At 61.1% G+C, this 22,186-nt stretch carries 15 protein-coding genes; 13 read left to right on the forward strand and 2 right to left on the reverse strand.

All coding sequences use genetic code 11. The annotated features are described in order from the left end of the window. The first annotated feature begins 387 nt into the window (after positions 1–387). The 3 genes from N2A98_RS24775 to choV all read left to right on the forward strand — a co-directional run bounded on the left by N2A98_RS24775 (position 388) and on the right by choV (position 3,425). On the forward strand, positions 388–1,335 hold the full coding sequence (locus N2A98_RS24775) for a choline ABC transporter substrate-binding protein (RefSeq protein WP_044271836.1): 948 nt from the start codon (positions 388–390) through the stop codon (positions 1,333–1,335). Positions 1,336–1,404: 69 nt separating this feature from the next. Next, on the forward strand, positions 1,405–2,250 hold the full coding sequence (choW, locus tag N2A98_RS24780; protein WP_003194913.1) for a choline ABC transporter permease subunit: 846 nt from the start codon (positions 1,405–1,407) through the stop codon (positions 2,248–2,250). Then, positions 2,247–3,425, forward strand: a complete 1,179-nt coding sequence (choV, locus tag N2A98_RS24785; RefSeq protein ID WP_032894931.1) for a choline ABC transporter ATP-binding protein — start codon at positions 2,247–2,249, stop codon at positions 3,423–3,425. Before choW ends, choV begins: the two co-directional genes overlap by 4 nt. Before the next feature lie 166 nt (positions 3,426–3,591). On the opposite strand, the gene N2A98_RS24790 is transcribed toward choV, so the two are convergent. Beyond that, a complete protein-coding gene (locus N2A98_RS24790) occupies positions 3,592–5,526 on the reverse strand; it encodes a BCCT family transporter (protein WP_235369397.1) in 1,935 nt (644 codons plus the stop codon). A 390-nt stretch (positions 5,527–5,916) separates the two neighbouring features. On the opposite strand from N2A98_RS24790, the gene betI reads away from it, so the two are divergent. The 10 genes from betI to yccS all read left to right on the forward strand — a co-directional run bounded on the left by betI (position 5,917) and on the right by yccS (position 20,644). Continuing rightward, the gene (gene betI / locus N2A98_RS24795; protein WP_044271839.1) at positions 5,917–6,510 is read left to right on the forward strand and encodes a transcriptional regulator BetI; all 594 of its coding nucleotides are present in this window, start codon (positions 5,917–5,919) and stop codon (positions 6,508–6,510) included. Positions 6,511–6,620: 110 nt separating this feature from the next. Further along, positions 6,621–8,093: a betaine-aldehyde dehydrogenase gene (betB, locus tag N2A98_RS24800; RefSeq protein WP_044271841.1), complete on the forward strand. Its 1,473-nt coding sequence runs from the start codon at positions 6,621–6,623 to the stop codon at positions 8,091–8,093. 171 nt (positions 8,094–8,264) lie between these two features. Beyond that, on the forward strand, positions 8,265–9,959 hold the full coding sequence (betA, locus tag N2A98_RS24805; protein ID WP_275622763.1) for a choline dehydrogenase: 1,695 nt from the start codon (positions 8,265–8,267) through the stop codon (positions 9,957–9,959). Between the two features lie 192 nt (positions 9,960–10,151). Then, positions 10,152–11,594, forward strand: a complete 1,443-nt coding sequence (locus tag N2A98_RS24810; RefSeq protein WP_044271843.1) for a TldD/PmbA family protein — start codon at positions 10,152–10,154, stop codon at positions 11,592–11,594. Next, on the forward strand, positions 11,594–12,910 hold the full coding sequence (locus N2A98_RS24815) for a TldD/PmbA family protein (protein WP_275622764.1): 1,317 nt from the start codon (positions 11,594–11,596) through the stop codon (positions 12,908–12,910). The genes N2A98_RS24810 and N2A98_RS24815 overlap by 1 nt, the downstream gene beginning before the upstream one ends. 197 nt (positions 12,911–13,107) lie before the next feature. Next, complete coding sequence (locus N2A98_RS24820) at positions 13,108–13,998, forward strand: alpha/beta hydrolase (RefSeq protein ID WP_275622765.1); 891 nt, start codon at positions 13,108–13,110, stop codon at positions 13,996–13,998. 36 nt (positions 13,999–14,034) lie between these two features. Beyond that, positions 14,035–15,462 carry a multidrug transporter subunit MdtD gene (mdtD, locus tag N2A98_RS24825; RefSeq protein ID WP_057710270.1) on the forward strand — a complete coding sequence of 476 codons (1,428 nt, stop codon included), beginning with the start codon at positions 14,035–14,037 and terminating at the stop codon, positions 15,460–15,462. A gap of 130 nt (positions 15,463–15,592) precedes the next feature. Next, a complete protein-coding gene (gene dbpA / locus N2A98_RS24830; protein ID WP_232964675.1) occupies positions 15,593–16,930 on the forward strand; it encodes an ATP-dependent RNA helicase DbpA in 1,338 nt (445 codons plus the stop codon). A 157-nt stretch (positions 16,931–17,087) separates the two neighbouring features. Then, positions 17,088–18,266, forward strand: a complete 1,179-nt coding sequence (locus N2A98_RS24835) for an NAD(P)/FAD-dependent oxidoreductase (RefSeq protein ID WP_044272109.1) — start codon at positions 17,088–17,090, stop codon at positions 18,264–18,266. A gap of 194 nt (positions 18,267–18,460) precedes the next feature. Then, positions 18,461–20,644: a YccS family putative transporter gene (yccS, locus tag N2A98_RS24840; protein WP_047711962.1), complete on the forward strand. Its 2,184-nt coding sequence runs from the start codon at positions 18,461–18,463 to the stop codon at positions 20,642–20,644. 685 nt (positions 20,645–21,329) lie between these two features. On the opposite strand, the gene N2A98_RS24845 is transcribed toward yccS, so the two are convergent. Continuing rightward, positions 21,330–22,067, reverse strand: coding sequence for a transporter substrate-binding domain-containing protein (locus tag N2A98_RS24845; RefSeq protein WP_034133956.1), 738 nt, complete (start codon positions 22,065–22,067; stop codon positions 21,330–21,332). Between the last annotated feature and the right edge of the window lie 119 nt (positions 22,068–22,186).

Below are 22,186 nucleotides of genomic sequence, written 5' to 3' on the forward strand. Positions count from 1 at the left end.
CGGGCTTGAACGAGGTGCTACGCTCAGATCGCCCAGATGGCGGCATCATCAAGCTTTTATTCGTCATCACGGCGTCTCACACCGACGCACTCATGCTCACCAGCGGCGCTCGCGTGCGAACGCCAGTTTTGGCCGTTTTTTGCGGTGCAGAAGGGTAAAAACAGCAGTTTTACCTTCGGAAAAACCTGTAAGCGACGTCATCGGTACTGGATGCGACCCTCCCTGTACTGGATACGACGCCCCCTGTAGGCGTCAGATTTTCACTGGTACATGATCAGTCTCGACTCGTTTGCAAGGCACCGCGCCAGAGCTGTTGTCTCACGCTCCAACCGCAACACTTATAAAGCGCGGCGAATGCCGCCAGAAAAGACACAGGAGTCTACCCACATGAAAGGTTCACCCTCGTTGTTGTTGGCCGCCATGCTGAGTCTGCCAGTCGTGGCACACGCCGCAGAACCGGAACAGTGCAAGACCGTCAACTTCTCCGATGTCGGCTGGACCGACATCACCGTCACCACCGCGACCACCAGCGAGATCCTCAAGGGCCTGGGCTACAAGCCGCGCACCACGATGATTTCGGTACCGGTGACTTACAAGTCCCTGGCCGACGGCAAGAACATGGACATCTTCCTCGGCAACTGGATGCCGACCATGGAAAACGACATCAAGCAGTACCGTGATGCCGGCACCGTGGAAACCGTGCGCGCCAACCTGGAGAACGCCAAGTACACCTTGGCAGTCCCACAGGCGCTGTACGACAAGGGCCTGAAGGACTTCGCCGACATCGCCAAATTCAAGGATGAGCTGGGCGGCAAGATCTACGGCATCGAGCCGGGCAACGATGGCAACCGCACTATCCAGACACTGATCGACAAAGATGCCTTTGGCCTGAAAACCGCCGGCTTCAAAGTGGTCGAATCCAGCGAAGCCGGCATGCTCTCCCAGGTTGAACGCGCCTCCAAGCGCAACCAGGCCATCGTGTTCCTCGGCTGGGAACCGCACCCGATGAACACCCGCTTCAAGATGAAGTACCTGACCGGTGGTGACGACTCGTTCGGCCCCAACTACGGCCAGGCCACCATCTACACCAACACCCGCAAAGGCTACACCCAGGAGTGCAGCAACGTTGGTCAGTTGCTGAAGAACCTGGTGTTCACCCTCGACATGGAAAGCACCCTGATGGGGAACGTCCTGGACGACAAGATGAAGGCCGATGCTGCCGCCAAGGCCTGGCTGCAGAAGAACCCGCAAGTGCTCGACACCTGGCTCGCCGGTGTCACCACCGTTGATGGCAAACCAGGGCTCGATGCCGTTAAAGCTTACCTCGCCAAATAGCACCCGCTGACCCCAGGCCGGTGCGCTGGCCTGGGATGTTTTCCCCTTCGCATGTGGACATTCACTACCATGCTGACTGAACAGAAAATCCCACTAGGCCAGTACATCGCTGCCTTCGTCGACTGGTTGACCCAACACGGGGCCAACTACTTCGACGCAATCGCATCGACCCTGGAAACGATGATCCACGGCGTGACGTTTGCGCTGACCTGGTTCAATCCACTGGCATTGATCGGTCTGATTGCGCTGCTGGCTCACTTTATTCAACGTAAATGGGGACTGACTGTTTTTGTCATCGCCTCCTTCCTGCTGATCCTCAACCTGGGGTACTGGCAGGAAACCATGGAAACCCTCGCGCAGGTGCTGTTCGCCACCCTGGTCTGCGTGGTCATCGGTGTGCCGCTGGGCATTGTTGCCGCGCATAAGCCGATGTTCTACACCATGATGCGGCCGGTACTCGATCTGATGCAGACCGTGCCGACCTTCGTCTACCTCATCCCTACCCTGACCCTCTTCGGGCTGGGTGTGGTGCCTGGGCTGATTTCCACGGTGGTGTTCGCGATTGCCGCGCCGATCCGCCTGACCTACCTGGGTATCCGTGATGTGCCGCAAGAGCTGATGGACGCCGGCAAAGCCTTTGGCTGCTCGCGCCGCCAGTTGCTCTCGCGCATTGAACTGCCCCACGCCATGCCGAGCATTGCCGCCGGCATTACCCAGTGCATCATGCTGTCGCTGTCGATGGTGGTGATCGCGGCCCTGGTGGGCGCTGATGGCCTCGGCAAGCCGGTGGTCAACGCACTCAACACCGCAGACATTGCCTTGGGCTTTGAAGCGGGCCTGGCCATTGTATTGCTCGCCATCATGCTCGACCGTATCTGCAAACAACCCGACGCTAAAGTAGGGGGTGATGCATGAGCATTATCCGATTCGACAATGTCGACGTGATCTTTTCCAAAGACCCACGCGAAGCGCTCAAGCTGCTGGACCAGGGCATGAGCCGTAACGAAATCCTGAAGAAGACCGGGCAGATTGTCGGCGTTGAAAAGGCCAGCCTGGACATCGAGAAAGGCGAGATCTGTGTGCTGATGGGCCTCTCGGGCTCAGGCAAGTCCAGCTTGCTGCGCTGCATCAACGGCCTCAATACCGTCAGCCGTGGCCAGCTGTTTGTGGAGCATGAAGGTCGCCAGATCGACATCGCCTCCTGCACCCCCGCCGAGCTGAAAATGATGCGCACCAAACGCATCGCCATGGTGTTCCAGAAGTTCGCCCTGATGCCCTGGCTGACGGTGCGCGAGAACATCAGCTTCGGCCTGGAGATGCAGGGCCGCCCAGAGAAAGAACGGCGCACGCTGGTGGACGAAAAGCTCGAACTGGTAGGCCTGAGCCAATGGCGCAACAAGAAGCCCGACGAGTTGTCCGGCGGCATGCAGCAGCGCGTCGGCCTGGCCCGCGCCCTGGCGATGGACGCCGATATCCTGCTGATGGACGAACCCTTCTCGGCCCTCGACCCGTTGATCCGTCAAGGCTTGCAAGATGAACTGCTGGAGCTGCAACGCAAGTTGAGCAAGACCATCGTGTTCGTCAGCCACGACCTGGACGAAGCACTCAAACTCGGTAGCCGTATCGCGATCATGAAAGACGGCAAGATCATCCAGTACAGCGTGCCGGAAGAGATTGTGCTGAACCCGGCGGATGACTATGTGCGCACCTTCGTCGCCCATACCAACCCGCTGAACGTGCTGTGCGGGCGCAGCCTGATGCGCACCCTGGATAACTGCACGCGTGTGAATGGTTCGGTGTGCCTTGATCCGGGTGGCGACTCCTGGCTGGACCTGGCCGAAGGCAACACCATCCAGGGCGCACGCCAGAATGGCGTGACGATGAACCTGCAAAACTGGGCGCCAGGGCAGGCCGTGGAAGGCTTGGGCCGCGTACCGACGCTGGTGGACTCGAACATCGGCATGCGCGATGCGTTGCAGATTCGCTACCAGACAGGCAACAAGCTGGTGCTGCACGACAACAACAAGGTGGTGGGGATTTTGGGAGACAGTGAGCTCTACCATGCCCTGCTGGGCAAGAACCTGGGCTAAAACGCACCGCAAAGCAAATGTGGGAGCGGGCTTGCTCGCGAATGCGGTGTGTCAGTGAGTACATCTATTACTGATCCACCGCATTCGCGAGCAAGCCCGCTCCCACATTTTGATCTGCTTTCACATTAGCTAAGCGGCGCCAGTTAAGGCGCCGCCAGCTCAACTATCAGCTATAGACCCGGCCAAGGAGCTGCCGATGGCTTTCAAACTGATCGAGCACATCCCGGGTGATCTGCTCCTGGGTGAAGCCCATCAGGTCATACTCCTGAGGCCCGTTGTGCAGGTACACCTCGGCACGGTAGTAACGGGTGCGCTCTTCTTCAGGCAGGTCAGCGGGTGCTGCCGAGTAGCCATCCAGACTCACTTCGTAGACAAACGGGTTGCCTTCGTCCATCTCGATCCGCACGCCGATGCAGCGTTTGGATTTGCCCAGCAAGGTCTGCACTTCCAGGCCCTGATCACGCAACGCACTCGCGGCTTCTTCCAACGCCGGCGTTACGTGCTTGTCCATAAAGCGCTGCACGGTGGCCTGGCTCGGTTGCAGGTCCAGGGCAGTCAAACGCTCGCTGAAACCACGACGCCCGCGTTCAGCCAATTGCGCCTGCTCCTGTTCGATGGCCACGTCTTGGCGCATGGCCTTGTGCAAACCGAACATAAAGAACACCAGCACCACCGAGAACGGCAGCCCCGCCAACACCACCATGGTTTGCATGGCTTCGAAGTTACCGGCAAACAGCAGGCCGATGGTCACCAGGGTGATCACCGCCGACCAGAAGATACGCAACCAGTGCGGCGCGTCTTCATCCACGTTGCCGCCTTTGCAGGAAAGGTTGGCCATCATCACCGCGCCGGAATCCGCAGGCGTCAGGAACAGCACGAAGCCCACGAAGATCGACACGCCGATCACCACTTTCGACGCCGGGTAATGCTCAAGCAGTTGGTAGATGGCCATGGACGGTTGCTCCAGCGCCGTCTTGCCCAACTCCACCGCTCCATGGTTCAACACCAAATCCAGGGCCGAGTTGCCGAAGATCGACAGCCACGCCAGGGTAAAGCCCAGCGGGATCAGCAATACGCCAGCCACCAGTTCACGCACGGTACGCCCACGGGAAATACGCGCGATGAACATGCCCACAAATGGCGCCCAGGAAATCCACCAGGCCCAGTAAAACAGGGTCCACAGGCCCATCCAGCGTTCGGTTTTGGCACCGTCGCCTTCGTACACATACAGGTCGAAGGTTTTGAGCACGATACCGTTGAGGTAATCACCAGTGTTCTGCACCAGGCCATTGAGCAGGTGCAACGTGGGGCCGAACAACAGCACGAAGATCAGCAAGCCGCTGAACAGCACGATGTTGAGGTTGGAGAGGCGGCGAATGCCGTTTTCCACACCCGACACGGCAGCGATGGTCGCCACGGTGCTCATCACGATGATCACGATCAGCAAATTGGTATTGCTGTGCTCCATGCCGAACAGGTTTTCCAGCCCCGACGACACTTGCATCGAGCCGATCCCCAGGTTGGTCACCAGGCCCAGCAGGGTCACGAACATGCCGAAACCGTCTACCGCATGGCCGGCGGCGCCCTTCACCCAACGCTCGCCCACCAGCGGGTACAGCGCCGAACGCAAGGCCAGCGGCTGGTTGTGACGATAAGCAAAGTACGCCACGGCCAGGCCCACCAGCGCATAGATCGCCCAGCCGTGCAGGCCCCAGTGCAGGAAGGTCAGTTGCAGCGCCTGGCGTGCCGCGCCATTGCTGGCGGCAGCGCCTTCGGGCGGGTTGAAGTAGTGGTCCAACGGCTCGGACGCACCGAAATACAACAGCGAGATGCCGATACCCGACGAGAACAACATGCCGGCCCAGGCGCCGTAGCTGAAGTCTGGGGTATCGTCCTTCGCACCCAGCTTAAGTTTCCCATAGGACGAAAACGCCAGGCCGACCACAAACACCAGGTAGGCGGCGATGACCACCATGTAGTACCAGCCAAAGCTTTTCGACAGCCAGGCCTGTGCTACGCCGAGCAGGCGCCCGGCCTCCTGCGGGGCGACGATCAGAATGGCGGTCAACAATAAAATCAGCGCGGTGGAGGTGTAGAACACCCAACCGTTGACCCGGACCTTTTCCGGTGGGGTCTTTATAAGAGAGGCAGAACTCATGGCGCAGATGCTCCGGGCAGTGCGAAAGAGAAACACAAGGCAACGGTTATCCCGGGACATCGATTTTTCGGCAGTCGACGGACGGGTGTTATAAAGACACCCCGAAAATTCTTGAGCCCGCCAAGGCGGTGATCAGGCTCTGAAGTGGCCTGTTTCAAGGGTTTTTGCAGGTGTCGAAGGTTGCAGCTCGCAGGTAGGAAACATCTGTAGGCAGCGACCATTTGTCGCAGATCTTATTCTTTGTTGATTGAACGTTCAATCAAAACAAAATAGACTGGCCCTCAAGCCGACGGACGTGGATCGCCCATCGGCAGGCCTAAGGAGAGGTGCTACATGCCCAAGGTCGGTATGCAACCCATACGCCGCCAGCAGTTGATCGAAGCCACATTGACGGCCATCGATCGGGTCGGGATGGGAGATGCCAGCATTGCGTTGATCGCCCGTCTGGCCGGCGTCTCGAACGGCATCATCAGCCACTACTTTCAGGACAAGAACGGCCTGATCGCAGCGACGATGCGCTACCTGATGAATGCGCTGATCGAGAACGTGCAAGAACGCAGGCGTGCCTTGAAGGATGACAGCCCACGGGCGCACCTTCAGGTGATCATCGAAGGCAACTTCGACGCCAGCCAGGTCAACGGCCCGGCAATGAAAACCTGGCTGGCCTTCTGGGCCACCAGCATGCACCACCCGTCATTGCACAGGTTGCAGCGGATCAACGATCAACGTCTGTATTCCAACCTGTGCTGCCAGTTCCGCCGAGTGCTGCCGCTGCCGCACGCACGCAAAGCAGCCCGAGGTCTGGCGGCTCTGATCGACGGTTTGTGGTTGCGCGGCGCCCTGTCGGGAGACGCTTTCGACACGGCGCAGGCGCAACGGATCGCTTACGAATACATGGATTTCCAATTGGCCAAGCAGGTGAGTTAGAGCACACATAACCGCTCAACCCCTGAACGTCCGCCGCTCAGTGTTGCCACAACCCCATGGCCCACTGTTCGGCGGGTAACGCCAACCACTTATGCACTTGCGAGGACTTTATGGCCCGTTTCGACCTGCAAAAACTCTACATTGACGGCGGCTACAGCGACGCTGGCAGCGATGCCACCTTCGAAGCCATCAACCCGGCTAACGGTGAAGTTCTCGCCCAAGTGCAACGCGCCACCTTCGATGACGTTGAACGTGCCGTGGTCAGCGCTGAAAAAGGCCAGAAAATCTGGGCCGCCATGACCGCCATGGAGCGTTCGCGCATCCTGCGTCGTGCCGTGGACATCCTGCGCGAGCGCAACGATGAGCTGGCCGCCCTGGAAACCCTGGACACCGGTAAAGCCTTCTCGGAAACCAAGTACGTCGACATCGTCACCGGTGCTGACGTGCTGGAATACTACGCTGGCCTGGTGCCCGCCATCGAAGGCGAGCAGATCCCCCTGCGCGACACCTCGTTTGTCTACACCCGCCGCGAGCCGCTGGGCGTGGTTGCCGGTATCGGCGCGTGGAACTACCCAATCCAGATCGCCCTGTGGAAATCCGCACCAGCCCTGGCTGCCGGTAACGCGATGATCTTCAAGCCAAGCGAAGTCACCTCGCTGACCACCCTGAAACTGGCCGAGATCTACACCGAGGCTGGCGTTCCAGCAGGCGTGTTCAACGTACTGACCGGCAGCGGCCGTGAAGTCGGCACCTGGCTGACCGAGCACCCGCGCATCGAAAAAGTCTCCTTCACCGGCGGCACCGACACCGGCAAGAAAGTCATGGCCAGCGCGTCGAGCTCCTCGCTCAAAGACGTGACCATGGAACTGGGCGGCAAGTCCCCGCTGATCATTTTCGACGACGCCGACCTCGACCGCGCCGCCGATACCGCCATGATGGCCAACTTCTACAGCTCCGGTCAGGTCTGCACCAACGGCACCCGTGTGTTCGTGCCCAAGCACCTGCAAGCCGCGTTCGAAGCCAAGATCGTTGAGCGTGTTGCGCGTATTCGCATCGGCAACCCGGAAGACGAAAACACCAACTTCGGCCCGCTGGTCAGCTTCGCCCACATGGAAAGCGTGCTGGGCTACATCGCCAAAGGTAAAGAACAAGGCGCCCGCCTGTTGTGCGGCGGCGATCGTCTGACTGACGGCGACTTCGCCAAAGGCGCCTTCGTGGCCCCGACCGTGTTCACCGACTGCACCGACGACATGGTGATCGTGCGTGAAGAAATCTTTGGCCCGGTGATGAGCATCCTCACCTATGAAACCGAAGAAGAAGTGATCCGTCGCGCCAACGACACCGACTTCGGCCTGGCCGCTGGCCTGGTCACCCGCGACCTGAACCGCGCCCACCGCGTGATTCACCAGTTGGAAGCCGGTATCTGCTGGATCAACGCCTGGGGCGAGTCCGACGCGAAGATGCCGGTTGGCGGCTACAAGCAGTCGGGTGTTGGCCGTGAGAACGGCATCAGCTCGCTGAACAACTTCACCCGCATCAAATCGGTACAGGTTGAGTTGGGCGATTACGCCTCGGTGTTCTAACACCAGCGAGTCTTGTATTGCCCGTGAGGCCATCGCGGCGGTGCGACGACTCGACAAGCCCGGCACCCACATTTGCTCTGTGTGAACCCGATCAAATGTGGGAGCTGGCTTGCCTGCGATCGAGTGCGAAGCACTCGCCAGACCTGACCATACTTCAAAGAGGGTACATTCATGTCCCAAGAATACGATTACATCATTGTGGGTGCCGGCTCCGCCGGTAATACCCTGGCGACCCGTCTGACCGAAGACGAAGGCGTCACCGTCCTGTTGCTGGAAGCCGGTGGCCCGGACTACCGCCTCGACTTCCGTACCCAGATGCCAGCCGCCCTGGCCTTCCCGCTGCAGGGCCGCCGCTACAACTGGGCCTACGAAACCGATCCAGAGCCCCACATGGACGGCCGCCGGATGGAATGCGGTCGCGGCAAGGGCCTGGGTGGCTCTTCCCTGATCAACGGCATGTGCTACATCCGTGGCAACGCCATGGACTACGACAATTGGTCGAAGCTGCCGGGCCTGGAAGACTGGACCTACCTGGACTGCCTGCCGTATTTCCGCAAAGCCGAAACCCGCGACATCGGCCCCAACGATTGGCACGGTGGCGACGGCCCGGTCAGCGTGACCACGCCGAAAGCGGGCAACAACCCGCTGTTCCACGCCATGGTTGAAGCGGGCGTACAGGCCGGTTACCCACGTACCGAAGACTTGAACGGCTACCAGCAAGAAGGCTTCGGCCCGATGGACCGTACCGTCACGCCGAACGGCCGTCGCGCCAGCACCGCACGCGGTTACCTGGACACGGCTAAAAAGCGTTCGACCCTGACCATCGTCACCCATGCCCTCACCGACAAAGTACTGTTCGAAGGCAAGCGTGCAGTGGGCGTGCGTTACCTGATCGGCGCCGCCGAAGAGCGCGTTGAAGCCCGTGCGCGTAAAGAAGTATTGGTGTGCAGCGGCGCAATCGCTTCGCCGCAACTGCTGCAACGCTCCGGCGTCGGCCCGGCCAAATTGCTGGAAAGCCTCGACATCCCGGTGGTCCACGACCTGCCGGGCGTGGGTGAAAACCTGCAGGACCACCTTGAGCTGTACCTGCAATATGCCTGCACCCAGCCCGTGTCGCTGTACCCTTCGCTGCTCTGGTACAACCAGCCGGCGATTGGAGCCGAATGGCTGTTCAACGGCACCGGCATCGGCGCCAGCAACCAGTTCGAAGCGGGCGGGTTTATCCGTACCCGTGAAGAATTCGAGTGGCCGAACATCCAGTACCACTTCCTGCCGGTAGCCATTAACTACAACGGCAGCAATGGTGTGAAAGAGCACGGTTTCCAGGCGCACATGGGCTCCATGCGTTCGCCAAGCCGTGGCCGTATCCAGCTGAAGTCGAAGAACCCACGGGACTACCCGAGCATCCTCTTCAACTACATGGCCACCGAGCAGGACTGGCAGGAGTTCCGCGATGGCATCCGCCTGACCCGTGAAATCATGCAGCAGCCGGCACTGGACCCATACCGCGGCCGCGAAATCAGCCCGGGCATCGACGTGCAAACCGATGAGCAGTTGGACAAGTTCATCCGCGAGCACGCCGAGACCGCGTTCCACCCGTCCTGCTCGTGCAAGATGGGCACCGACGAGATGGCCGTAGTCGATAGCGAAGGCCGCGTGCATGGCATGCAGGGCCTGCGTGTGGTCGATGCCTCGATCATGCCGATCATCACCACCGGCAACCTCAACGCGCCAACAATCATGATCGCCGAGAAAATCGCCGACAAGATCCGTGGCCGCAAGCCGCTGCCGCGCAGCACCGCCGACTACTACGTGGCAGGCGATGCGCCGGTGCGTGGCAAGCCGCTGCGTGAGATTGCGCAGTAACTGATACAACGCGGTGCCTGCGTCGCAGGCAAGCCAGCTCCCACAGTTGAATGGGTTCACAACTCAAAATGTGGGAGCGGGCTTGCCCGCGATGAGGCCCGACCAGACACAACAAAACCTCCCTTGATCAGCTCCCCGCCCAGGCCTACTCTGTTGGCCTGCCCGCGCCGAGCCGCCCACAAGGAAGGCCCCATGTTCGAACACCACGCCACGCTCAAGAAACACTTCGGTGCCCTGCGCACCACCGCCGAATTTTTCTCCCTGCGCTACGTTCGCGAATCCGGCCAGTACCTGTCGGTGCGCAAGAACGTCGCCGAACCGCCTCACCTGGGCCATGACGAAGGCGCCATGCTTACCGTGCGCCTCAACGGCGTGGAAGCCTACGCCGCGACCAACGATATTTCCCTTGCCGGCCTGCAAGCCGCCCTTGAGCGTGCTGAACAGCAAGCCCGGTTGATCAAGCCCCACGCCCTGCTCGACCTGCACCAGCAACCAGTGTCCAGCGACGTCGCCGACTACCTGTCGCCCGACCTCGACCAGCCCTTCCCGTCCCTGAGCGACTGCTACCAATTGCTCGGCGATGAGTCCGCCGCCGTGCCCAAGGATGAGCGCCTGGTGAGTTGGGAAGTCAGCCTGGGCACCACGCGGGTCGAACAGATCTACCTCAACAGCGCCGGCGCGCAATTGCGTCAGGCCCAGCGTTTCGTGTTCCCCGGCTTGAGCGTCACCGCCTTCGACGGCAACGACAGTCAGACCCGCACCTTGGGCGGCACCAACTTCGGCCAGCAAGGCAGTGCCGGCGTGATCCAGCGCTTGGGCCTGGTGGGCGCCGCCCGCAAAGTGGCCGACGAAGCCCTGCAGTTGCTGCTCGCACCGAATACGCCCCACGGCCCGCGTGACCTGCTGCTGATGCCCGACCAGATGATCCTGCAGATCCACGAATCCATCGGCCACCCGCTGGAGCTGGACCGCATCCTCGGTGACGAGCGCAATTACGCCGGCACCAGTTTTGTGAAGGCCAGCGACTTCGGCCACCTGCAATATGGCTCACCGTTGCTCAACGTCACCTTCGACCCGGACATCCCCGAACAGCTTGCCAGCTACGGCCATGACGACGACGGCACGCCTGCCAGCAAGCAATTTCTGATTCGCGAGGGCCTGCTGCTCAAGCCCTTGGGCGGGGCCTTGTCGCAGTTTCGCGCCAACCTGCCAGGCGTTGCCAACAGCCGCGCCTGCGGCTGGAACCGTGCGCCCATCGACCGCATGGCCAACCTGAATATCGAGCCCGGCGATAAAAGCCTCGCGCAATTGGTGGGCGGCATCGAGAACGGCATCCTGATGTCGACCAACCGTTCGTGGTCCATCGACGATGCGCGCAACAAGTTCCAGTTCGGCTGCGAGTGGGGCCAGTTGATCGAAAACGGCGAACTCAAGGGCGTGGTGAAGAACCCCAACTACCGGGCGATTTCCGCGCAGTTCTGGCGCAAGCTCAGCGCGGTGGGCGATGCCAGCACCTTCAAGGTGTTGGGCACGCCGAACTGCGGCAAGGGCGAACCCAACCAGGTGATCCGCGTCGGCCATGCGTCGCCGGCCTGTGTATTCAGCAATGTCGATGTATTTGGGGGAGATGCCTGATGAACCACTTCAAGGCACTGGTGGACTGGCTCCAGCAAGCCATCACCGACAAGGAACACTTTCAACTCGGCTACGCGGATGAAGCGTCCGAGTTCGTGCGCTTCAACCACGCACAGGTGCGCCAGGCCGGCCAGGTACAGCAGGCCAGCCTGAACCTCAAATTGATCAACGATGGGCGCCACGCCGACCTGGGTATCACCCTGTCGGGCGAAGCGGAGCTGGATCGCCAACGCCTGGCAAATGGCCTGCAACAACTGCGCGAAACCTTGCCGCTGTTACCGCCTGACCCGTACCTGCTGTTGAACCCCGACGCCTGGCACAACCATAACGAACAGCTGCGCCCGCTGCCGGAACTGGCCCAGGTGCTGGACGATATCAGCCAGGCCGCCGACGGCGTGGACCTGGTCGGTTTCTACGCCGCAGGCCCCATCAGCCGTGGTTTCGCCAGCTCAACGGGCGCGTTCGGCTGGCACCGGGCTAACAGCTTCAATTTCGACTTCAGCCTGTTCCACGCCAATGGCGAAGCGGTCAAAGCCAGCTACGCCGGGCATACCTGGAACAGCGCCGAATTCGCCGCCCGTTTCCGACAGGCCCGGGAGCAACTGGCGTTTCTCGATCGCCCGCTGCACAACCTGGCGCCCGGCCAATACCGCGCCTACCTGGCGCCGGCAGCGCTGGAAGAAATCATCAGCATCATCACCTGGGGTGGTTTTTCGGCCCAGGCCATCGCCAGCAAAGGCAGTTCGTTGCAACGCCTGTACGCGGGTGATCAGTCACTGAGCCCGCTGGTGACGGTGGATGAGCAGATCAGCGGCTCCCTGAGCCAAGCGTTTTCCACTGAAGGCTACCCGCGCGAGGATGTCACCCTGATCAACGCAGGCCAGGCCGAGGGCCAGTTGATCAACTCGCGCAGCGCCGCCGAATACGGCTTGAACACCAACGGCGCCAGCAGCGACGAGTCGCCCAGCGCCTTGCAAATGGCGCCCGGCAACCTGGCCCAGGCCGATATTCTCAAGCAGTTGGGCACCGGTCTGTATATCAGCAACCTCTGGTACCTGAACTACTCCGACCTGCCGGCAGCGCGCCTGACCGGCATGACGCGCTTTGCGACCTTCTGGGTGGAAAACGGCGAGATCCAGGCGCCGGTCAGCACCATGCGCTTTGATGACAGTGTCTATCAGTTGCTCGGTTCGCAATTGGAAGCGCTGACTGCTGATCGGGAGCTGCTGTTGTCGGCCAGTACCTATGACCAGCGCAACACCGCTTCCAACCTGTTGCCAGGCGCTTTGGTAAAACGCCTGACGCTGACCTTATAAACCGTAGGAGCGAGCTTGCTCGCGAAGAACTTACAGACACCGCCGGCTGGCTATCAGCACTGCGTTATCGTTGACATTTTTCGCGAGCAAGCTCGCTCCTACAGAGCAATAACCTGCACTGCAAAGAAACGTCTATCCCGCCACCCCTGCCCACGAGAGCATAACCTTGCCTGGGAAAGGCAAGCTGGAGTCTTGAGATGAACCATGGAAGTTTTGTCATTGAGAAGTTGTACAAGCACTACAACGTTCACGTAGAGCAACTGGGTAACGACCCGCAAAGAAAAACCGTACTGATGGTTAACGGCGCGCTATCCACCACGCGCTCCTTTGCCCGTACCAGCAAATGCCTGGCCGAGCACTTCAATGTGCTGCTGTTCGACTTGCCCTTCTCTGGTTTGTCGCGCAAGCACAACACCGAACTCGACCTGGTCACCAAGGACGACGAAGTGCAAATCCTGCGAGCCTTGGTGGCGCGTTTCAAAGTCAATCATCTGGTCTCGGCATCATGGGGCGGCATCTCCACGCTGTTGACCCTGGCGCACAACCCGCCCTCCATCGAAAGCTCGGTGGTGATGGCCCTGGCGCCCAACCTCAACCAGGCGATGCTGGAATATGTCGAGCGCGTGCGTGTGCTGATCGAGGCTGATGACAAGTCGGCGGTCGGCCATCTGCTCAACGAAACGGTGGGCAAATACCTGTCGCCGCGCCTCAAACGCAATAACCATCGGCACCTGTCGACCATGGCCACCACCGAGTACCGCCAGGCGCGCTTTCATATTCATCAGGTGCTGGGCTTGGGCGATGGCAACTACTTGCCGGCGCTCAAGCAGATTGAAACACCGGTGCACTTTCTCAACGGCGCGCTGGACGAATACACCCCGGCCGACGAGGCCCAGCTATTCAAACACTATGTAGGCCGCAGCAGCTTTGCCGTGGCCGAACACACCGGCCATCTGCTGGACCTGGAGTCCCGCGAAGCCGCGCTGGCAGTGCATCGGGCCTTGCTGGACTTCCTGGTGGGCGAGCATGCGAGCTTGTCAGCTATAGACGAACCGCCAGTGGGAAAAGGGGCGACGGATGGCGCATAATCGCCAACACATAGCCTGCTAATAAAAAGGGATCCCATGCCGAATCGTGCCCCTCTCGATGCCAAGACCGCCCGCTGGCTCCCCTGGGTGGTAGCGATTGCCTTCTTCATGCAGTCGCTGGACGGGACGATTCTCAACACCGCGCTGCCGGCGATGGCCCAGGACCTCGCGGAAAACCCGCTGCGCATGCAAGGGGTGGTGATCGCCTACATGCTCACCGTGGCCTTGCTGATTCCCGCCTCGGGCTGGATCGCCGACCGCTTTGGCACCAAGAAGATTTTCTTTGGCGCGATCATGCTGTTCAGCATCGGGTCGTTGCTGTGTGCGCTGTCCAGTAGCTTGAGCATGCTGGTGGGCGCACGGGTGGTCCAGGGCCTGGGCGGCGCGCTGATGCTGCCGGTCGGGCGGCTGGTGGTGCTGCGGGCTTATCCGCGCTCCGAGCTGGTGCGGATCATGGGCTTCATCACCATTCCCGGCCTGCTCGGCCCCTTGCTTGGCCCGACGATGGGCGGCTGGATGGTGCAATACCTGACCTGGCACTGGATCTTCCTGATCAACCTGCCGGTGGGCATGATCGGCTGCTATGCCGTGTGGAAATTCATCCCCGACCTGCGCGGCAGCGAGCGCACGCGCTTCGACGGCCTGGGCTTTCTGCTGTTCGGCGCGGCGATGGTGCTGATCACCATAGCCATGGAGGGCCTGGGCGAACTGCACCTGCCGCACCTGCGGGTGATGTTGCTGTTGTTCGGCGGGCTTGCCTGCCTGGCGGCGTACTGGCTGCGCGCCGGGCACATCGACAACCCGCTGTTCTCGCCGGTGCTGTTCAAGACGCGCACCTTTGCCGTGGGGATCCTCGGCAACCTGTTTGCGCGCCTGGGCAGCGGCGCACTGCCGTTCCTGGTGCCGCTGCTGTTACAAGTGGCGCTGGGCTATTCGCCGTCAGAAGCGGGCATGAGCATGCTGCCGCTGGCGGCGGCGGCAATGTTCGCCAAATCCATCGCGCGCCCGCTTATCGAGCGCCTCGGCTACCGCGTCGTCCTGACCGGCAACACCCTGGCCCTGGGCCTGATGCTGGCGAGCATGGGCTTGGTCAGCGAACAAACGCCCTACCCGTTACTGTTAGGCATGCTGGCAGTACTGGGGGCCATCAACTCCCTGCAATTTACCGCGATGAACACCGTCACCCTGATCGACCTCGACGACGCCCAGGCCAGCAGCGGCAACAGCTTGCTGTCGGTGGTGGCGCAGTTGTCCCTGAGCCTGGGCGTGGCTTGTGCCGGTGCATTGCTCGGCGGCTTTACCGCCGAAGCCGGCAATGACGGGGTCAATACGGTGCTGGGCGCCTTTCAACTGACCTTCCTCACCGTGGGCATCATGGCGATGCTGGCGGCGGCGATCTTCCTGCAACTGTCGCCCAAGGACGGCAAACGCGTGGTCAGCCGCGAGCACGATATCGAGCACTAACGGGCGTCTCGTCGAGAACTTGCGAGGAAAATCCCACGAGACTGGTACACTGCGCGACATTTTGTTTTGCAGAGCCAGTCCCGTGACTACCATCGCCACCGCTTTTAATACTTTGCCCCTGTCCGCCGCCATGCTGGCTAACCTCGACTCGCTGGGTTACGTCGAGATGACGCAGATCCAGGCGCAAAGCTTGCCGGTGATCCTCAAAGGGCTGGACCTGATTGCCCAGGCCAAGACCGGCAGCGGCAAGACCGCTGCATTCGGCATCGGCCTGTTGAACCCGATCAACCCGCGCTACTTCGGTTGCCAGGCGCTGGTGATGTGCCCGACCCGTGAGCTGGCCGACCAGGTGGCCAAGGAAATCCGTCGCCTGGCCCGTGCCGAAGACAACATCAAGGTACTGACCCTGTGCGGCGGCGTGTCCCTCGGCCCGCAGATCGCCTCCCTGGAGCACGGCGCCCACGTTATCGTCGGCACGCCGGGCCGTATCCAGCAGCACCTGCGTAAAGGCTCGCTGGTGCTGGACGGCTTGAACACCCTGATCCTCGACGAAGCCGACCGCATGCTCGACATGGGCTTCTACGACGCCATCGAAGACATCATCAGCAAGACCCCGCCGCGCCGCCAAACCCTGCTGTTCTCGGCCACGTACCCCGTGAGCATCAAGCAGCTCGCTTCCAAGTTCATGCGTGCGCCTCAGCAAGTGAAAGCCGAAGCGTTCCACTCCGACGACCAGATCGAACAGCGCTTCTACGAGATCTCCCCGGAAGAACGCATGGACGCCGTGACCAAGGTGCTGGCGCACTTCCGCCCGGCCTCCTGCGTGGCGTTCTGCTTTACCAAGCAGCAAGTGCAGGAAACCGTCGACCACCTGACCGCCAAGGGCATCTCCGCCGTCGGCCTGCATGGCGACCTGGAACAGCGCGACCGTGACCAGGTGCTGGCGATGTTTGCCAACCGCAGCACCTCGGTGCTGGTGGCCACCGACGTTGCCGCCCGTGGCTTGGACATCGACGCCCTGGACATGGTGATCAACGTCGAACTGGCCCGCGACTCGGAAATTCACATCCACCGTGTAGGCCGTACCGGCCGTGCCGGCGAAACCGGCATCGCCATCAGCCTGGTGGCGCCGTCCGAAGCCCACCGCGCCCAGGCCATCGAGCAACTGCAAAAGTCGCCGCTGAACTGGGACCAACTGGACAACCTCAAGCCGCAAAGCGGTGGCCCGCTGCTGCCGCAGATGAGCACCCTGTGCATCGCCGCAGGGCGTAAAGACAAGGTTCGCCCAGGCGACATTCTCGGTGCATTGACCGGTGAAGCCGGCATTCCGGGTGCCCAGGTCGGCAAGATCGCGATCTTTGATTTCCAGGCCTTCGTGGCCGTGGAGCGCGGCATCGCCAAGCAGGCGCTGCAGCGTTTGAATGACGGCAAGATCAAGGGCCGTTCGCTGCGCGTGCGTATTTTGTAAAGATCTATCGATGGGTGAAGATCCATTGTGGGAGCGGGCTTGCTCGCGAATGCGGAGTATCAGTCGACATGTTTGTCACTGAACCACCGCATTCGCGAGCAAGCCCGCTCCCACATTTGACTGTATTTCAATTCGGAATTTTTGTGAGGACATGGCTGTGCGCTCGACCGAAGTTGTGATCATTGGCGCCGGCGCCGCAGGCTTGATGTGCGCGCTGACCGCCGCCGGGCGTGGGCGCAAGGTGATGTTGATCGACCACGCCAACAAGGCCGGCAAGAAAATCCTGATGTCCGGTGGCGGCCGCTGCAACTTCACCAACATGTACACCGAGCCGGCCAACTTCCTTTCCCATAACGCGCACTTCTGCAAATCCGCCCTGGCCCGCTACACCCAGTGGGATTTCATCGGGTTGGTAGCCAAGCACGATGTGCCGTACCACGAGAAGAAACTCGGCCAGCTGTTCTGCGACAACAAGTCCAGCGACATCCTCGGCATGCTGCTTGATGAGTGCATCCAGACCGGCGTGAGCCTGCACCTGGACACCTCCATCGAGGCCATCGCCAAGCTCGAAGGCGGCTATCAACTGCAAACCACCCTGGGCGAACTGCGCTGTGAATCGCTGGTGATCGCCACGGGCGGTTTGTCGATCCCGACACTGGGCGCCACGGGTTTCGGTTACCAAGTGGCCAAGCAATTCGGCCACGAACTGCTGCCGACCCGCGCCGGGCTGGTGCCGTTCACCATCACCGACCAGCTCAAGGAGTTGTGCGGCGAGTTGTCCGGCACCTCGGTCGACTGCCTGGTGAGCTGCAACGGCCAGAGTTTTCGCGAGAACATCCTGTTCACCCACCGCGGCCTGAGCGGGCCGGCAATTTTGCAGATTTCCTCGTATTGGCACTCCGGCGACACGGTAGAAATCAACCTGCTGCCCGACCACGACGCCCATGCCTGGCTGCAACAGCAACAGGCCGAACACCCCAACAGCGAGTTGAAAACCCTGCTGGGCGAGATCTTCACCAAGAAGATGGCCAACCTGCTGGCCCAAAGCTGGTTCGAATCCAAACCGATGAAGCAGTACACCCACGCTGAAATTGCCGATATCGCGCAAAAACTGGGGAGCTGGCAACTGGTACCGGCCGGCACCGAGGGTTATCGCACCGCCGAGGTGACATTGGGCGGGGTGGATACGCGGGAAGTGTCGTCCAAGACCATGGAGTCGCTGAAAAGCCCCGGCCTGTACTTTATCGGCGAAGTGCTGGATGTGACCGGCCACCTGGGCGGGTTCAATTTCCAGTGGGCCTGGGCCTCGGGCTACGCGGCCGCGCAATACGCCTGATGTGGGCTTGCTCGCGAATGCGGTGGATCAGTTACATATCTATTAACTGACACACCGCATTCGCGAGCAAGCCCGCTCCCACATTGGTTTTGCAGTGATCCTGAGAATTTTGCTGTCCGATGTGATCGCCACGCTTGCCGTGGCGTCCTTGATAGCTCAATTTAGCGACAACGTCCCGGAAGACTCCAGACTTCATGTCATCGACCTCGTTCAAGCAGTCCATGCGGCGCCTGTGGGCGCTGGATAAATTCAGCTACAGCGTACGGGTGTTCATCGCCCTCACCGGCAGCATGGCGTTGTGTTGGTACCAGGATGAAATGACGCTGCTGATCCCGCTGTTCCTGGGGATTATCGCCAGCGCCCTGGCCGAGACCGATGACAGCTGGCAAGGCCGCCTCAATGCGCTGGCGGTGACACTGGTGTGTTTCAGCATCGCCGCGCTGTCGGTAGAGCTGCTGTTCCCTTACCCCTGGATATTTGCCATCGCCCTGGCCCTGGCCAGTTTCGGCCTGACCATGCTCGGCGCGCTGGGCGAACGCTATGGCGCGATTGCTTCGGCCACCTTGATTCTGTCGGTCTACACCATGATCGGCGTGGACCAGCGCGGCGGCGCCGTCACGGATTTCTGGCATGAGCCGCTGTTGCTGGTCGCCGGTGCCGCTTGGTACGGCGCGTTGTCGGTGCTGTGGCAGGCGCTGTTTTCCAACCAGCCGGTGCAGCAGAGCCTGGCGCGGTTGTTCCGCGAGCTGGGGCGTTACCTCAAGCTCAAGTCGTCCTTGTTTGAACCCATCCGTCAGTTGGACGTAGAAGCGCGACGCCTGGAACTGGCTCAGCAAAATGGCCGAGTCGTCGCTGCGCTGAATGCCGCGAAGGAAATCATCCTGCACCGCGTCGGCAATGGGCGTCCGGGCTCGAAGGTCAGTCGCTACCTGAAGCTCTACTTCCTGGCCCAGGACATTCACGAGCGCGCCAGTTCCTCTCACTACCCCTACAACGCCCTCACTGAAGCCTTCTTCCACAGCGATGTACTGTTTCGTTGCCAGCGCCTGCTGCGCCAGCAGGGCAAGGCCTGCCAGACGCTGGCCGAGTCGATCCAATTGCGCCAACCGTTCATCTATGACGACAGTTTTGCCCAAGCCCTGGGCGACCTGAACGCCTCCCTGGAGCACCTGCGCATCCAGAGCAACCCGGCCTGGCGTGGCCTGCTGCGCTCCTTGCGCGCCCTGGCGGCCAATCTGTCCACGCTCGACCGCCTGCTGGGCGACGCCAGCAACCCCGATGCCCTGGCCGACGCCACCGACAGCAACCTGCTGGACCGCGCCCCGCGCAACCTCAAGGAAATGTGGACGCGCCTGCGCACCCAACTGACGCCCACCTCGCTGCTGTTTCGCCACGCCCTGCGCCTGTCCCTGGCGTTGACCGTCGGCTACGCCACCCTGCACGCCATTCACGCGTCTCAGGGTTACTGGATTATCCTCACCACCCTGTTCGTGTGCCAGCCGAGCTACGGCGCCACCCGGCGCAAACTCGGCCAGCGGATCATCGGCACCGCCATCGGCCTCACCGTGGCCTGGGCGCTGTTCGATCTGTTCCCCAACCCGGTGGTGCAGTCGATGTTCGCTATCGCTGCAGGCCTGGTGTTCTTTATCAACCGCACCACCCGCTACACCCTGGCGACGGCGGCCATCACCTTGATGGTGCTGTTCTGCTTCAATCAGGTGGGCGATGGCTACGGGCTATTCCTGCCGCGCCTGTTCGATACGTTGCTCGGCAGCCTGATCGCGGGCCTGGCGGTGTTCCTGTTCCTGCCAGACTGGCAAGGCCGGCGCTTGAACAAAGTGCTGGCCAACACCCTGACCTGCAACAGCATCTACCTGCGCCAGATCATGCAGCAATACGCCGCCGGCAAGAGCGACGACCTGGCTTACCGCCTGGCCCGCCGCAACGCGCACAACGCCGACGCCGCGTTGTCCACCACCCTGGCCAATATGCTGATGGAGCCGGGGCACTTCCGTAAGGAAGCCGACGTGGGCTTCCGCTTCCTGGTGCTGTCTCACACCTTGCTCAGCTATTTGTCAGGGTTGGGGGCACATCGCGATACTTCGCTACCGAGCGATGTGCGTGAGCACTTGATCGAAGGCGCGGGCAACAGCCTGGCGGCGAGCATTGATGAGATCGCCACCGGCCTGGCCAACAAACAGTCGGTTGCGATCCAGAGCGATGCCGAGGAAGCGCTGGCCGCCGAGCTTGAACAAATGCCGGATGAGATCGACGAAGGGCAGCGGTTGGTACAGACGCAGTTGGCGTTGATCTGCCGGCAGTTGGGGCCGTTGCGTACGTTGGCGGCGCATTTGATCAAGGATACCGGTGCGGCTTAGGCCGCTATCGCAGGCAAGCCGGCTCCTACATTGGAACGCATTCCCATGTAGGAGCCGGGCTTGCCCGCGATGAGCATAGGTATCTACACAACTGTGTAGTTCGCAGCAGCCTCCTGAAACCACGATGCGAAGCGAGTCGCTCTTGATCTTGATCTGCTTTTGATCTTAGGCGCCCCGTTAAACCACGCTGGCCGGAATTCGACAGGGATTTGGGGGGTAAACCGGCAGGGATGCCGGTTTAGCCGCCCCGCGCCATGGATGGCGCGTGGCGGCGGCCCCCCAAATCACTGGCGGATTACGGGCACACCGAGCCTAAGCGAGGTGCCGAGTGGTGGGGCAAGAGCGTTTTGCTTACTTTTGCGCTTTTCAAAAGTGAGCCGCCGTCAGGGCGGAACCCTAAGTGGCCGTTACCGCAGGAATCGATATGTACTCGGTATAACTGTTTTGACTGTCAGGCCGCCTTCGCGAGCAAGCCCGCTCCCACAGTTGGGTCGTGGGGCGTCAGGTAAATAGGCGTCGGCTGTCAGGCCGTCTTCGCAGGCAAGCCAGCTCCCACAATTAGATCGCGGTGCGTCAGTTAGAGCCGCGTCGGCTATCCGGCCGTCACGGGAGCAAGCTCCCTCGCCACAGGGTCAGCGTCGCACCAACGTTGTGTAGATAACTATGCCGCGATGAGGCCCGCACGCTACATCCCATGCGCCTTCATCAACCGCGCATAACTGCCATCAGCCTTCATCCTGGCAATCTCCCGATCAAAACCCGCGACAATCTGCGCATGCTCGGGGTTCTTCAAACTGACCAGAATATGCAGGCTGTTCTCGCTCAAAGGCTTGCCCACAAACGCCACGGTATTGCGCACCCGCGGCGACTCCCGAGCCAGGTAATAACGCGCCACGTATTCATCTTCCAGCGTCAACCGCACCCGCCGCGCCGCGAGCATGCGCACCGCCATGGCAAAGTTGTGCACGGGTACTTTCTGTAGCTGGGTGTCTTGATCGAACGCTGCCGAGTAAGCGTAACCGCGCACCACGGCGATGGTCTCGTCGCGCAGTTCGGCCAGGCTCTGATAACCAATGTCATCGTCGCTGCGCTTGAGAAAGCGCACACGGTTAAGCAGGTACTCAGCAGAAAACTGGCCAAACTGCGTGCGGGCCTCGTCGTACCAGGCGTTGATCAGCACATCGTAGCGCCCATCCCCCACGCCCTTGAGCGCACGGGCCCAAGGCACCTGTTCAAAATCACTGGCGTACCCCGCACGGGCCAGGGCCGTGCTGACGATATCGGTGGCCAGGCCGCCATTGATCAAGGTGGCATCGGTGAACGGCGGCCAGCCATCCGCCACCAGACGCAGACGCTGGGCCAGCACCGGCTGGGCCAGCAACAGCACTGCAATCAAAGCAACGGCACGAGTCAATCGCGGCATGCTCAAAGTCCTTGGCGGGCAGGCGGTGGCCTGATAACAGTAGCTCATCAATAAGCTTGCATTGCAGATTACACAAAGCAGCCAGCGGCGCACGCACTGAATGATGGCAAATTGACGCC

The sequence above is a fragment of the Pseudomonas sp. FJ2-5-13 genome, from assembly GCF_029201605.1.
Taxonomy (GTDB): domain Bacteria; phylum Pseudomonadota; class Gammaproteobacteria; order Pseudomonadales; family Pseudomonadaceae; genus Aquipseudomonas; species Aquipseudomonas lactis.